Source organism: Fructobacillus papyrifericola (assembly GCF_018437235.1).
Lineage (GTDB): Bacteria > Bacillota > Bacilli > Lactobacillales > Lactobacillaceae > Fructobacillus > Fructobacillus papyrifericola.
Genome location: NZ_JAAMFJ010000001.1, coordinates 392,435 through 405,648, shown reverse-complemented (window position 1 = coordinate 405,648; position 13,214 = coordinate 392,435). Strand labels below are relative to the sequence as shown.

Annotated in this window: 13 protein-coding genes and 1 pseudogene; all 14 read right to left on the bottom strand. The window is 50.2% G+C overall.

Features of this window, described 5'->3' with window-relative positions; genetic code table 11:
* Positions 1-58: 58 nt before the first annotated feature.
* Positions 59-787: a 2,3-bisphosphoglycerate-dependent phosphoglycerate mutase gene (locus G6R28_RS01865; protein ID WP_213792543.1), complete on the bottom strand. Its 729-nt coding sequence runs from the start codon at positions 785-787 to the stop codon at positions 59-61.
* Positions 788-899: 112 nt separating this feature from the next.
* A pseudogene (gene spxB, locus G6R28_RS01860) lies at positions 900-2,719 on the bottom strand (pyruvate oxidase).
* A gap of 102 nt (positions 2,720-2,821) precedes the next feature.
* The gene (locus G6R28_RS01855; protein ID WP_213792542.1) at positions 2,822-3,082 is read right to left on the bottom strand and encodes a hypothetical protein; all 261 of its coding nucleotides are present in this window, start codon (positions 3,080-3,082) and stop codon (positions 2,822-2,824) included.
* Positions 3,072-3,467, bottom strand: a complete 396-nt coding sequence (locus G6R28_RS01850) for a hypothetical protein (protein WP_213792848.1) — start codon at positions 3,465-3,467, stop codon at positions 3,072-3,074. The genes G6R28_RS01855 and G6R28_RS01850 overlap by 11 nt, the downstream gene beginning before the upstream one ends.
* A complete protein-coding gene (locus G6R28_RS01845; protein ID WP_213792541.1) occupies positions 3,460-4,797 on the bottom strand; it encodes a Y-family DNA polymerase in 1,338 nt (445 codons plus the stop codon). The genes G6R28_RS01850 and G6R28_RS01845 overlap by 8 nt, the downstream gene beginning before the upstream one ends.
* A gap of 101 nt (positions 4,798-4,898) precedes the next feature.
* Positions 4,899-5,459 (bottom strand): 5-formyltetrahydrofolate cyclo-ligase, encoded by a 561-nt coding sequence (locus G6R28_RS01840; protein ID WP_213792540.1) that lies wholly within the window; start codon positions 5,457-5,459, stop codon positions 4,899-4,901.
* A gap of 24 nt (positions 5,460-5,483) precedes the next feature.
* Positions 5,484-6,716, bottom strand: a complete 1,233-nt coding sequence (glyA, locus tag G6R28_RS01835; RefSeq protein ID WP_213792539.1) for a serine hydroxymethyltransferase — start codon at positions 6,714-6,716, stop codon at positions 5,484-5,486.
* A gap of 136 nt (positions 6,717-6,852) precedes the next feature.
* A complete protein-coding gene (locus G6R28_RS01830; RefSeq protein ID WP_213792538.1) occupies positions 6,853-7,818 on the bottom strand; it encodes an asparaginase in 966 nt (321 codons plus the stop codon).
* Positions 7,819-7,823: 5 nt separating this feature from the next.
* A complete protein-coding gene (gene recO / locus G6R28_RS01825; RefSeq protein ID WP_213792537.1) occupies positions 7,824-8,606 on the bottom strand; it encodes a DNA repair protein RecO in 783 nt (260 codons plus the stop codon).
* A 77-nt stretch (positions 8,607-8,683) separates the two neighbouring features.
* The gene (gene era, locus G6R28_RS01820) at positions 8,684-9,595 is read right to left on the bottom strand and encodes a GTPase Era (protein WP_213792536.1); all 912 of its coding nucleotides are present in this window, start codon (positions 9,593-9,595) and stop codon (positions 8,684-8,686) included.
* Between the two features lie 3 nt (positions 9,596-9,598).
* A complete protein-coding gene (locus tag G6R28_RS01815) occupies positions 9,599-10,156 on the bottom strand; it encodes a diacylglycerol kinase family protein (RefSeq protein ID WP_238479222.1) in 558 nt (185 codons plus the stop codon).
* Positions 10,134-10,616 (bottom strand): rRNA maturation RNase YbeY, encoded by a 483-nt coding sequence (gene ybeY, locus G6R28_RS01810; RefSeq protein WP_213792535.1) that lies wholly within the window; start codon positions 10,614-10,616, stop codon positions 10,134-10,136. Before ybeY ends, G6R28_RS01815 begins: the two co-directional genes overlap by 23 nt.
* Before the next feature lie 5 nt (positions 10,617-10,621).
* Positions 10,622-11,620 carry a PhoH family protein gene (locus tag G6R28_RS01805; protein ID WP_213792534.1) on the bottom strand — a complete coding sequence of 333 codons (999 nt, stop codon included), beginning with the start codon at positions 11,618-11,620 and terminating at the stop codon, positions 10,622-10,624.
* Between the two features lie 90 nt (positions 11,621-11,710).
* Complete coding sequence (gene pyk, locus G6R28_RS01800; protein WP_213792533.1) at positions 11,711-13,129, bottom strand: pyruvate kinase; 1,419 nt, start codon at positions 13,127-13,129, stop codon at positions 11,711-11,713.
* Positions 13,130-13,214 lie beyond the last annotated feature (85 nt).

Here is a 13,214-nt window from a genome sequence, read left to right as displayed (position 1 = left end):
TCTTTCGCCCCCATTCTGAACTTCTTCTCCTAATTTTTCAAACAAAAAAGACGAGTTTTCACTCGTCCTTCTCCGCTTTGGTTAAGACCGTTTTTTGCTGAATGGTTAAATCGTTCGAAAAGTCGTAAAGAATCGGCTCCCCGTTTGGGATTTCGACTTTGGTCACCTCTTCTGCCGTCAGTCCTTCAATCAACTTAGTCAGTGCTCGAATCGATGTTCCGTGAGCGACCACCAAGACGTCGTGGCCGGCCCTTAATTCCGGCAGCAAGCTCCCTTCGTAAAAAGGCCTTACCCGGGCTTCCGTGCTTTGAATGTTTTCCGACTTTGGCAGATCCTTTAAGGGCAGTACCTTGTAGCGGGCGTCAAAGGCCGGATAAGTCCTACCGGCAATGACGACTTTGGGGGCGATGGCTGAAACGGCCGGTGGTAAAACGGAATAGGACCGGCGCCAGGTTTGGACTTGTTCGGCTCCGTATTTATCCCGCATGGCCGTCTTGTTTTCGCCCTGTAAGATGCCGTAATGCCGTTCGTTTAAGCGCCAGACTTTTTCCTGTTTGACATAGGACTGGCCCAGTTCTTCCAAGAGCCGGTTGGCCGTCATGATTGTTCTGGTCAGAACCGAAGAATAGGCCTTTTGAAAGAACAATCCCTGATCTTGCAAAAGTCTGCCAGCGGTGCGGGCCTGTTCTTTTCCAACCGCTGACAGCTCTGTGTCAATCCAACCGTTAAAGCGGTTTTCTTGGTTCCATTCACTTTGTCCGTGGCGCAGTAAAACGAGTGTTGGCATGGCATGACTCCTTTATTTGTGATTGATTATACACGTCTTATCCGCTCTTCTGCAAGATTTCAGACAGAAAAAAGACGCCCGAAAGCGCCTTTTCGATAAGTGAACGTATTAATTATAACTTGATGCCATAGTCTTCAAAGAATTCAGGTAAAGTCTTCAAGTCTTGACCGCCGTATGAGTCGAGAAAGTCCCGAACACCCTTTGGCTGTGGCAAGTCAAGGTTTGCATTGTAGCTAGGGTTGATGCTTTCAACGAAGTGGTCCCCTTCTTGATGCAACTGCAATTCCTCAACGGGCAAGGTCCGCTCGTCTGAAATCTTGACGTCAATCAGGAATGGCCGTCCGGCCTTGGTAACTTCAACGGCCCGGTCAAAAGCGGCAGCCAAGTCGGCGGGATCGCGAACTTCGACGGCCTCAACACCCATGCCATCGGCAATCTTTGCAAAGTTTTGGTCTGCCAAGTGAATGCCTGAGTGGTGCATAGCAACGTCGTCTTGTTCGGACTTGATGAAGTTCAACGTCATATTCGACGTAATCACGTTGATGATTGGCAGCTGGTACTTCTTTTCGGTGATCAAATCCTGCATGACCATTGAAAAGGCACCGTCACCGGCGACTTGGATGGCCTGCCGATCAGGGTAGGACATCTTAGCAGCCAAAGCCCCTGGCAGACCGGTTCCCATGGAAGCAAAGAGGGCTGAAATCACCATCTTTTGTTCCTTTGAAACGTGCAAGTGGCGGAAGGCGTTAATGATGTTGTCACCAACATCGATCGAGAAGATCGCATCCTTTTCAGCAATGCGGTTAATTTGCTTATAAATGGCTGCTGGCTTAATTGGTGCCGTTTCATCATCGGCTTGACGCTGCATGTAGGCTTGCCAATTTTCATTATCCGCAATGGCGGCTTTCATGAATGGCCGTTCCTTAACGGGTTCAGCCTTTGCCAAAGCCGCTTCTACAAAGACGGTTGCATCGGACCAGATTCCGAGGTCCAAGTCGTGGTGCCGGCCAAGTTCGACCCGGTTGTTATCGACTTGAACGAACTTGAATTGGTGGGTTTGATAAATCAAATCAGCAAATGGGAAGTCGGCCCCAATAGTAATCAGCAAGTCCGCACTTGCCATGATTTCATCGGCCGCCTTGTGAGCTGCACGGTTGGCCATGCCCAAGTTCCCTTCGTAGGATTCGTCAATGTAACCCTTGGCCAAACCGGTCATGACAATAGGAATCTGCAGTTTCTTTGACAATTCGATGATGGCATCGCCACCGTCTTGGATTCCACGACCAACGTGGAAGACGGGTCGCTTAGCCTTTTGAACCATGTCCAAAAACTCATCGATTTCGGCATCGTTTGGTTGGACTTTGGGCGTCTTTTTCACATCACTTGGTCCGTGTGAACCATAGTGCAAATCAGGGATCTGTTCGTAACCCAAGTCATTTGGAATAATGACAACGGCAACGCCACGGTGCTCGTAAGCTTCACGGATGGCCTGGTCAACAACGTGTGGCAGACTCTTAGCGGTCATCACCGTTCGGCAGTAAACCGAAACGTCTTCAAAAATTGGGTCTTCGTTGAATTCTTGGAAGAAGTGCGAGTTCATCACGGCCGTTCCCGTTTGACCAACCAGGGCCAAAACGGGCGCGTGGTCCTCACGGGCATCGTAAAGACCGGTCAATAAGTTCGTTGCCCAGGTCCGGCAGACCCAAAGGCCACCCCAATCTTACCGGTCAGCTTGGCATCGGCCGAAGCGGCCATGGCACCAACCTGTTCGTGACGAATTTGGACGTACTTCAACCGGTCCTTTTCATCGGCTAATGCAGCCATCGTGGAGTTAAAAGAACCCCCAGGATAACCGTAGAGGTGGTCGACACCCCAGTTTTCCAAAACTTTTAACATTGCGACGCTTGCTGAGACAGTGTTGTTTTCTGACATAAGACATCTCCTGTTTTCTTTGTTTAGACTCAGTATAGTCTTTTGTTTCAGAAATGTTAACCATTGATGTGAAATATGTCAAAAGAGGTTAAAAAACAAGCATCAATTCAGCCGAACGGTCACTGGCAGTAACTGACTAAGTACCTGCTGCAACTCCTGTACCTGCTCGAGTGAGCTATGGGAAAAGCTGCGAATCTGCCGCGAGGTGGTGGCGTGGCCAATTCGGCCCCACTCAAAGAAAACGTTCAACTGGTCTGAAAAGACTTGGTAAACCAGGTGCACTTCGTAGAGGGTGTTCTTTTCCCTTTTAAAGAGCGGTTCAATAGCTTTTTTCAAGTCTTTCGTCATTTGTTCACTTATCATGCTGCACCTCCGCAAAACGAACCGATTCCCATTCGATTGGGCGTTCATCCAGGTAAAAACCCTCCGAATAAAAGGCCGTCACGTAGCCAACTTGTTCAAGTGGAATCCGGTTGTCTGAATCGACCTCACGCTCCTGAAAACACAGCTTTCGGTGTCGTTCAAAGGCTAGACGGACCTGTTCTTGAATGGCGTCAAAAGTCATCTTCGGCTGCCAGACCGCGGCTTCACTGGCCTGTTGGAAGCGGGCCTTTTTCTTCAATTTAGCCGTGTGGTCGGATAAGAAGAAGCCGTTCCACTTCACCTTCCCCCGCTCCCGATAATCCTGCTTGAAGTACTGGGCAGCGGTGTCAACGAGCTCCTCTTCAGTTAAAAAGTCCTTACTCATAGGCATTGCCTCCGTTGTGGCCGCCCACCAGGCCGGCCCGCTCAATCGCCCGGGCCCCGTGTTCAAGCGACAGGCTGCGGACAATCGCCGCTGCCCCAAAGCGCTGTCGTAACTGATCGACAACCTGGTCCACCGGGTCCTGCTTTTCTTCTTTTTCATCGGCCGGTTCGTCAAAGAGGGACAGTGGTCGAATCCGTTCTGTTCCTAAATCCGCCATGGTCACCCCAACGTGACGGACTGGTCGCCCGTCCCAGTAACGGTTAAAGAGACCCTCTAAGACCGCCATCATGGTTTTGGTCTTATTGCTTGGCTCGATTCGAACCGTCTTGTGTAGGCCGGTTGACCGGTCGTGTCGCTCATCAAAGTCAATCTTTTGCTCGGCATAACCCAAGTAGAGGCTAACTAAGGCGGCCTGTACCCCGTGTGCCCGCAAGCGGGCCGCTACCTGATCGGCCATTTCCAAGATGACAACCCGGATCTCCTCCCGGTTTCGGTAATTATAGGGCAGCACTTGGGAGTTCCCATAGGATTTATTCTTCACCTGAACTTCTTCAGCTAAATCGGACCGGTCGATCCCCCAGGCCAAGGCATAGAGTTGCTCACCAACGATCCCTAACTTTTGCTTTAACACGTAGGGATTGTACCGCGCCAGGTCACCAAGCGAATCGATTCCCCAGCCCTTCAGTTTCTGAGCCGTTTTTCGGCCAATTGACCAAACCGAAGAAAAGTCCGTGACCGGCCAGAGCTTTTCGGGCACGTCTTCATAGTGCCACTCGGCCAAAAGATGCCGGGCCTTCTTGCCTTCCAGGTCTAAGGCTAATTTCGCTAGAACCGGACTGTCGCCAATGCCAACGGATAGATAGATACCGGTTTCTTTGAGCACTTGTTTTTGGATCATTTCCGCCAACTCTTTTGGTGAATCAGCAAATAGCCGCCAGAAATCCGTCACGTCTAAAATTGATTCATCAATGGAATAAGGCAGTAAGTGCGCCTCGTCCACGTAACGCTGGTAGATGGCGTTAATCTCAAGGTTCTTTTTAATGTATAGGTTCATGCGCGGCTCGGCCTTGACCAAATTCGGGTCGTCCGGGACATCCTTTTGCCTAGTTACATTGGAAATTCCCAGGCGTTTCTTGGCCATTGGTGAAGAGGCCAGGACCAGCCCACCCTTCAGGTTTTCCTGGTGGGACATAACGACCAGCATGGCCTTTAAGGGATTCAATCCCCGCTCGACACACTCCACGCTGGCGTAAAAACTCTTAGAATCAATTAAAAAAATGACCCGACGCGCTTCTTCTTCATAAATTTTCTGCCATCGATTCGAAACCATGCTGCTCGTCCTTTCTCTTATTTTTGCTCCTTTAATTATACGAACATCTGTTCGCTTTTACAAGAAAAAAAGACAGATGAACGAATCCATCTGTCAAAAATTTAGTTACTGATAATTGTCTGCACCGCTTGGTCAAAGTCATCCACCAACCAACCGGCTCGCTGCTGAACTGAAAGGGCCAAGCTGGCCGTTGCCCCCGGATAGTCGGCAAGCACCCGGTCGTAGTAACCCCCACCAAAGCCCAGTCGCTGCCCGGTCTGCTGATCAAAGGCCAGCCCGGGCACCAGCATCAGGTCAATCTGAGACAAGTCAAAAACTGGTCCTTCCACTGGTTCCAAAAGGCCGAAAGAGCCAACCGGTTGAAAAGTCGTCTGCTCATCGATTCGGACAAAGCTCAACTGTTTGCCTGCTTCGACCCGAGCGGTTAGCACGGTCTTTCCCGCTTTTAAGGCCGCTTCCATAATTGGCCTTGTAGCGACTTCAAAGGGCATGGCCATCGTCAGGGCAATGGTCTGAGCCGAACGCCAGTCCGGAGAAGAAAAGAATTTTTCGTACAACGCTTTTTCTTCCGCTTCCTTTCGCTCAGGCTGCTCTTCTAAAAAGCTTTTTAAACGTGCCTTTTGTTCTTGCCGAACCTGTTTTTTGGATTGAATAGCTGTCATTTCATTTCAATTAAATAAGTTTACTTATGGCATTGGGTGAATAATGGCAAGTTTTTCGGCGTCACGCTTGATTTGCTTCAAGACTTTTTCATCCCTTGGGTTTTCTAGAGCACCAACAATCAAACGGGCCACTTGACGGCTGGCCGCTTCATCAAAGCCCCGGGTCGTGATGGCCGGCGTTCCAATGCGGATCCCAGAAGTGACAAATGGTGAGCGTTGTTCGTTTGGCAAGGCTTCCTTGTTGGTCGTGATTGAAACGGAATCCAACAATTCCTGGGCCTCCTTTCCGGTCAAGCCGGTTCCCGTCAAATCCAAGTTAAAGAGGTGGTTATCGGTTCCACCGGCAACCACTCGAATCGTTTCCGCTTCGTTGAAGACCGAAACCATGGCCTTGGCGTTTGCAATCACCTGCTTGGCGTAGTCCTTAAAGCTTGGCTGTAAAGCCTCGCCAAAGGCCACGGCCTTGGCCGCAATCACGTGTTCCAAGGGCCCACCCTGAGAGCCCGGGAAGATGGCCGAGTTAATTTGCTTGGCGTACTGGTCCTGGGACAAAATCACCCCACCACGTGGTCCCCGCAAGGTCTTGTGGGTGGTCGACGTCACCACGTCAGCAATCCCCACCGGGTTTTGGTGCAAGCCAGCGGCAACCAAGCCGGCAATGTGGGCCATGTCAACCATCAAGAAGGCCCCGACTTCATCGGCGATGGCCCGAAACTTCTTAAAGTCGATACTGCGTGAATAGGCGGATGCCCCCGCTACGATCATTTGTGGCTGCACTTCCTTGGCCTTGTTCAAAATGGCCTCGTAGTCCAACTGCTCGGTTTCAGGATCTAGGCCGTAGGTTTCCGAGTGGTAGACTTTGCCAGAAAAGGACACCTTGGCCCCGTGTGTTAAGTGGCCACCGGCATCCAGGTCCATGCCTAAAATGGTGTCGCCAGGCTTCAAGAAGGCCATGTAAGCGGCCGCGTTGGCCTGCGAACCGGAGTGTGGCTGCACATTGGCGTATTCGGCCCCAAAGAGCGCCTTTAAGCGATCGATGGCCGCCTGTTCGATTACGTCAACGTATTCCGTTCCCCCATAGTACCGCTTATATGGGTAGCCTTCGGCGTACTTGTTCGTCAAAACCGAGCCCTGGGCGGCACGGACGGCCGCCGAAGCGAAGTTTTCCGAAGCAATCAGCTCGATGGTGCGATTCTGCCGTGCTGCTTCCTGTTCAATACCTGAAAAGACCAAGGGGTCTTGTTGCATAAATGTCATCTGCTTTTCTCCTACGTGAATGTGATCCGGACAAAGCGCTAAACACAATTGTTCAGCGATGTAAAAAGCTTTACTTCCCTAGTATACCGGGATTTTAAAAAATTGCCTGGCAAAATTTTAGTTGTCGAAGAACCCCTTAGAATTCATGCAAAAAGTCGGTCAAGGCTTCTGCCGACAAGCCGTTCTCCAGGCCAATCAGGAGCTTCAAACGGGCCTTCTGCCCGTTGACGGCTCGAGCAAAGATGGCCCCGGACTTTTCCAGCTGGATGCCACCCCCAAGATAATCGTACACTGGTTCGGCAATCCCGTTAAAGGAGCGGGAAACAATCACGACCGGAATGTCGGAATCGAGTAGTTCCTGCACACCACGGGCGGCGTCTTCGCCAAGGTTCCCGGCCCCCAGGGCCTCAATAATGATACCGTCGATGTGTTCGCTTTCGGCAAAAAGGGACAAAATCTGCCCGTCCATTCCGGCATAGGCCTTCATGACGGGGATTTTCTTGCTAACGGAGGCGATTGGATAGGTCATCGTCTTTGGCAAATCATAGAAGAAGATGATTTGCCGCTTAGTGATCATGCCCATCGGTCCGGAAATCGGTGAGGCAAAAGTCGCCACGTTGGTGGCGTGGGTCTTTGTCACAAAGCGGGCCGCGTGAATTTCATCGTTTAAAACAACCATGACCCCGCGGTTCGCCGCCTCCTCGTCGATGGCCACGCGCAAGGCCGACTGGAAGTTGTAAAGGCCATCGGACCCCAGTTCGTTTGACGAGCGCATGGCGCCAGTCATCACGACCGGAATGGACAAGCCCAGGGTTTTGTCCAAGAAAAAGGACGTTTCTTCCAAGGTATCGGTCCCGTGTGTAATCACAACGCCGTCATAGTCCTTGTCAGCGTCTTTTAGCCGCTTGTAGAGTGTCAGCATGTGCTCGGGTGTAATGTGCTCTGAGGGGATGTTAAAGATGTTTTCAATGTCCAAATCAACGGCTGGCAAATCGAACTGCGCCTGATTGAGTGGATTCTCTGCCCCAACTTCCACATCGCCGTCTTCGGCCGCGTGCATGGCAATCGTGCCCCCGGTGTGTAAGACTAAGATTTTCTTCATGGTTGCTACTCCTTTTTTCGTGGTTTGATTTGTAACTGCCCCTCAAAGGCGGCCATTTTTTGAATGAAACGTTTTTCCTTTGGTTGAAAGCCCAGCTGCCGGTCGTAAAGGTAATCAATGACTCGCTGAATGCCCCTTTTTGTGACCGGTGAAAGGGCCACTGAACCCAGTTTTTGCATGTCGATGGTTGAAAAGAGCCGCAGGTAGTAGACCGTTTTCTGGTCTAAGTGCAGGCGGTGGTCATCCATGTCAAAGTGGGCCTTTTCAATAATCCCGTTGTACTTCTCCGAGTAGTCAAAGTCACCGGTTTCCCTGCCCGATAGCGGGTCCTTTTTCCAGTTTGGTGAGACGCCAAAGACTGGCAGCAGCTGTAACTCCATGATGTTGGCAACGACCTGCGGGTCCTTTTGCTTGTTTAGCTGGTCAAAGGCGGCCAGGGTCTTCTCGTACCAGACCGGCTGGGCTTCGTTTTCTTCAAAGGCCACGGTGAGATCTTTGGCAATCAAGGCCGCATAGGCAGCAGTCGTTAGATCCACCACCACGTTTTTATAAATCCGGCTTTCCTGCACGGAATTGATAAAGCCTAAGCCCTGCTGGTTTTTCGGGTAAACACCGTCAACTACCACCCATGTGAAGGGCTGACTGACGGCCGTCAGCTTGGACTTTTGCTTTTTCGCGCCACGGGCCATGGCGGTCATGATGCCGGCCTCTTTGGTAAAGAGCTTGACCAGCAAATCGTTGTCCCGATAAGGCGTGCTTTGTAAAACGAGTCCTTCAATCAGCGCCATGGCTTCCTCCTTTCTTGCAAAATACTATGTACGAAAAAGCGGCCAGTGTGCGACTAGCCGCTCGCTTTCCATTCTTTTTAAAAGTCGTCCTTGCGGTAACCCAGTGATTGCAAGGCCTGTGGGCGGTCACGCCAACGTTCTTCGACTTTGACCCAGGTCTCCAAGAAAACACGGGAACCAAGCAGGCGCTCAATGTCCTTGCGGGCGCGGGTTCCGATTTGCTTAATCATCTTCCCCTGCTTCCCAATCACAATGTTCTTCTGGGTTGGCCGTTCAACAATGATGGAGGCTTGGATGTGGACGATATCGTCTTCTCCGGTTTCAATCTTATCGATAACGACCGCCACAGAATGTGGCACTTCCTGCTGGGTTAGCTGCAGGACTTTTTCGCGAATCAATTCCGAAATAACAAAGCGTTCCGGGTGATCGGTCAACTGGTCGGCATCGAAGTACTGAGGACCTTCGTCCAGGTCCTTGATAACCGTGTCCAACAATTCAGGCACGTTATCGCCTTCAGTAGCCGAAATTGGGAAGATTTCCGTCCATTCAGGGGCGTCTTCTTGATAGGTCTGAATGACTGAAAACAAGTCTTCCTTCTTCAAGAGATCGACTTTATTGACCAAAAGGAAGATTGGTGTATTCTTCACTTCCTTCAAGCGGTTAATAATGAAGTTATCACCTGCCCCACGCTTCTTTGACGCATCGACGACAAACCAAATGGCGTCGGCCTCGTGCAAGGCGGAAAAGGCGGACTTGACCATGTAGTCGCCAAGGGAGTTCTGGGGCTTGTGGACACCGGGTGTGTCAATGAAGACCACCTGGGCATCGTCAGTCGTATAAATTCCCTGAATCTTGTTACGGGTTGTCTGGGCCTTGTTTGACATGATGGCAATTTTTTCGCCAACAATGCGGTTTAAAAGCGTTGACTTCCCAACATTTGGCCGGCCAATAATGGCCACGAATCCTGATTTAAATCCTTCTTTTGTCATGAATTATCCTTTCAAACGGTGAATGAAACGAGAAAAGTCCGTTTCGATTCCAAAGAAGTGCCAGAGATGGGGCTGGAAAATCAAAAATAAAATGACCATTTCAGCAGCCACGGAAACTAAGACCATTCCGGCCGAAACATCTTTGACCAAGCCAGCCAAGGGGTGGTAGCGCTTATCGACCATCAGATCAATGACCGCCTCGACAACGGTGTTCACGAATTCGCCGTAAATGGCCAAGAAGACACCAATCACCACCCAGAGCCATTCGGAACGGTTTAAGCCCAGGTAGAGTCCCCCGGCTAAGACGATGAGGGCAAAGCCCACGTGAAAGCGCATGTTGCGTTCACGAATCAACACCAGGAAGACGCCCTTCAAGGCGTTGAAGAGTGATTTGAAGAAGTTCCGGTTGCGGCCAGTTTGCCGACCGTGTTCGTCGGAAATTTCCCGTTCCTCACTTCTTCTTTGAATCAACGAAGAACGGTCCAGTTCGTCTTGAAAAGTCGCCAATTCATCTCGTTGGAGGTTGGCGCTTTGCTTTTTAGCGTCGGAGTCCATAGTCATCTAAAATATTCCTTTGCAAGTCAAACATTTCCTTTTCTTCCTTGTCACCGAGCATGTGATCATAGCCATTAAGGTGCAAGAAGCCGTGAACAACCAAAAAGCCAAGTTCCCGTTCGAAGGAGTGGCCCAGGTTTTCGGCCTGACTTTCGATGATGTCAACCGAGACCAAGATGTCCCCAATGTTTTTAGCAATCTCGGCGTCCATTTCCTCATCGGCCAAAACCGGGCTGTCATCGCCATCTTCCTCGATGGCAAAGGAAATAACGTCGGTGGGCTTATCAAGGCCCCGGTAATCCCGGTTATAGGCCTGAATGGCGTCGTTATTCATAAAAGTCACGGACATTTCCGTGTTGTCTGGCAGCTTCAGATACTTGCCAGCGTAATCCAAAACGTAAGTGACCAGGTCCTGGTGGAACTGTGTGACCCCGTCTTTTGTTTGATCAATTAAAGCTAAATCCATTATTCTTACATTCCCTTTTCACGTGCTGCCTTTAAGGTCTTCACCTTTTCGTCAGCCTCTTCATAGGCCGAAACAATTTGGCCAACCACTGGGTGACGAACGACGTCTTGACTATCAAAGTGAACAAAGCCAACCCGGTTTAAGCCCTGCAAAATCTTCTGGGCTGCCAAAAGGCCGGACTTGACCCCCTTCGGTAAATCAATTTGTGACGGATCGCCATTGACAACCATCTTGGATTGAAAGCCAAGGCGGGTCAGGACCATTTTCATCTGCGCATTCGTTGTGTTCTGCGCCTCATCGACAATGATAAAGGCGTCGTCTAAGGTCCGGCCACGCATGTAGGCCAGTGGCGCAATTTCCAAAACGCCCCGTTCAATTAAGCGTTCGACATGGTCAGCCCCAATCAGGCTGTTCATGGCGTCGTAGATTGGCCGCATGTAGGGGTCGACTTTTTCCTTTAAATCACCGGGCAAAAAGCCGAGCGACTCACCGGCTTCAACGGCTGGCCGAGCAATGATGATCCGCTCGACATCGCCCTTTTTCAGAGCAGCAACAGCCATGGCCACCGCTAAGAATGTCTTACCAGTACCCGCCGCACCAATGCCAAAGGTCAGGTCATTGTGCTTAATGGCAGAGACATACTGACGCTGCCCGTAGTTCTTAACCCGGACGGCCCGCCCCTTCTTATCCTTAATGATGGAACCCTGGTAAAAGTCCAAAAAGTAGCTCAAAGTCCCCTTCTTGGCCATGGTTGTGGCCGACACTACGTCAGCGGGGCCAACCGTCACCTGCTTTTTCACTAATTGACTAAGAACCTCTAAAACGGCGTATGCTAAAGACACGTCTGACTCCTCGCCGTTGATGGCCACCTGGGCCCCACGAACGTGCAGCGTAACCGAAAGGCCCTCTTCGATCAAAAGGAGCAGCTGGTCGTTGGCACCAGAAATCACGGTCTGCTGCTCAACGTTTTGAAAGGTAAAAATCTTTTCACTTTGTTTTGTCAAAAATCATATCCCTCATTTGCTTGGAACTTTCTTCATTTTAACATAAAAAAAGCCCGACAGAGTCGGACTTTTCAGTCTAAAAGACAATGATTAGAGCGTTTCAACAGAAACGTTGTTAGCTGCCTTCGTCTTGTCAAGTGGGGCAACCGTCATCACAACGATCTTGTCACCTGATTGGGCCAAACCTTGGTCCTTAGCAGCTTGCTTTGCAGCAACAATCAAGTCGTCAACTGACTTTGGAGTTTCGGCCAAGACAGGAACAACACCGTTGTTCAAAGTCAAACCACGTTGAACGCGTTCTTCAGACGTCATGGCAACGATTGGTGCCAATGGACGGTGCTTTGAAACCATGCGAGCTTCGTAACCTGAATCAGTCAAGACAACAACGGCCTTAGCTGAAACTGAGTCAGCCAAACGAGCAGCTGCGGCAGCAACTGATTCAACTGAATCGTTGTGGTAGAACGTGTCTTGGTGACGTGAGTAAAGTGGCAAGGCAGTTTCGGCCTTTTCATCCAACTTTGCCATCATCGTAACGGCTTCAACTGGGTATTCACCGTTAGCTGATTCACCAGACAACATCGTAGCATCCGTACCATCCCAAACGGCGTTGGCAACGTCAGAAGCTTCGGCACGCGTTGGGCGTGGGTTGTCTTCCATTGAGTCAAGCATTTGAGTGGCAGTGATAACTGGCAATCCACGCTTGTTCATGTTAGCCATCATTTCCTTTTGAATCAAAGGAACGTTTTCGGCAGGAATTTCAACACCCATGTCACCACGAGGAATCATCAAACCATCAGATACGTCCAAGACAGCATCCAAGTTGTCGATACCTTCTTGTGATTCGATCTTAGGGATGATTTGAACATGTTCCATGTTCTTTTCCTTCAACAAGGCACGGATTTCCAAAACATCTTCAGGCTTACGAACGAATGAAGCCGCGATGTAGTTGATTTCGTGATCCAAACCGAAGCGGATGTCATCGGCATCCTTTTCAGTGATACCTGGCAAGTTGATTGAAACGCCGGGTGCGTTAACACCCTTACGTGAACCAAGCAAACCGTGGTTGTCAGCCTTTACGACCAATTCCTTGTTTGCTTCATCCTTTTCCATGATAGTTGTTCCAAGCAACCCATCATCAAAGAGAACCTTTCCGCCAACCTTAACGTCATCGAACAAACCTGGGTAAGTAACGGCAATCTTGTCGTGCGTACCTTCCAAGCTATCGTCCATTGAGATGCGGAATACATCACCAGTGGCGAATTGAATCTTACCATCGGCTTGCTTCGTGGTACGGATTTCCGCACCCTTCGTGTCAAGCAAACGACCAACTGTCTTACCAGTGATCTTTTCAGCTTCGGCAACATTCTTCATACGGCCCAAGTGTTCTTCGTGATCACCGTGGGAGAAGTTGAAACGGAATACGTTAGCACCAGCTTCAATTAACTTCACAATGGTTTCGACATCGCTAGATGACGGACCAAGCGTTGAGACGATTTTCGTCTTTTTCATGGGTAAATTGCTCCTTTGATATCTTGGTGAGTTGCTTCAAACAACTTCCTGCTCATATTGTAATACACAAGACAGTCAATTCACA

What these genes read in the sequence shown, in the direction of transcription:
- G6R28_RS01865 (WP_213792543.1), bottom strand. Translation starts at nt 787, where the DNA reads ATGCCAACACTCGTTTTACTGCGCCACGGACAAAGTGAATGGAACCAA.
- G6R28_RS01855 (WP_213792542.1), bottom strand. Translation starts at nt 3,082, where the DNA reads ATGATAAGTGAACAAATGACGAAAGACTTGAAAAAAGCTATTGAACCG.
- G6R28_RS01850 (WP_213792848.1), bottom strand. Translation starts at nt 3,467, where the DNA reads ATGAGTAAGGACTTTTTAACTGAAGAGGAGCTCGTTGACACCGCTGCC.
- G6R28_RS01845 (WP_213792541.1), bottom strand. Translation starts at nt 4,797, where the DNA reads ATGGTTTCGAATCGATGGCAGAAAATTTATGAAGAAGAAGCGCGTCGG.
- G6R28_RS01840 (WP_213792540.1), bottom strand. Translation starts at nt 5,459, where the DNA reads ATGACAGCTATTCAATCCAAAAAACAGGTTCGGCAAGAACAAAAGGCA.
- glyA (WP_213792539.1), bottom strand. Translation starts at nt 6,716, where the DNA reads ATGACATTTATGCAACAAGACCCCTTGGTCTTTTCAGGTATTGAACAG.
- G6R28_RS01830 (WP_213792538.1), bottom strand. Translation starts at nt 7,818, where the DNA reads ATGAAGAAAATCTTAGTCTTACACACCGGGGGCACGATTGCCATGCAC.
- recO (WP_213792537.1), bottom strand. Translation starts at nt 8,606, where the DNA reads ATGGCGCTGATTGAAGGACTCGTTTTACAAAGCACGCCTTATCGGGAC.
- era (WP_213792536.1), bottom strand. Translation starts at nt 9,595, where the DNA reads ATGACAAAAGAAGGATTTAAATCAGGATTCGTGGCCATTATTGGCCGG.
- G6R28_RS01815 (WP_238479222.1), bottom strand. Translation starts at nt 10,156, where the DNA reads ATGACTATGGACTCCGACGCTAAAAAGCAAAGCGCCAACCTCCAACGA.
- ybeY (WP_213792535.1), bottom strand. Translation starts at nt 10,616, where the DNA reads ATGGATTTAGCTTTAATTGATCAAACAAAAGACGGGGTCACACAGTTC.
- pyk (WP_213792533.1), bottom strand. Translation starts at nt 13,129, where the DNA reads ATGAAAAAGACGAAAATCGTCTCAACGCTTGGTCCGTCATCTAGCGAT.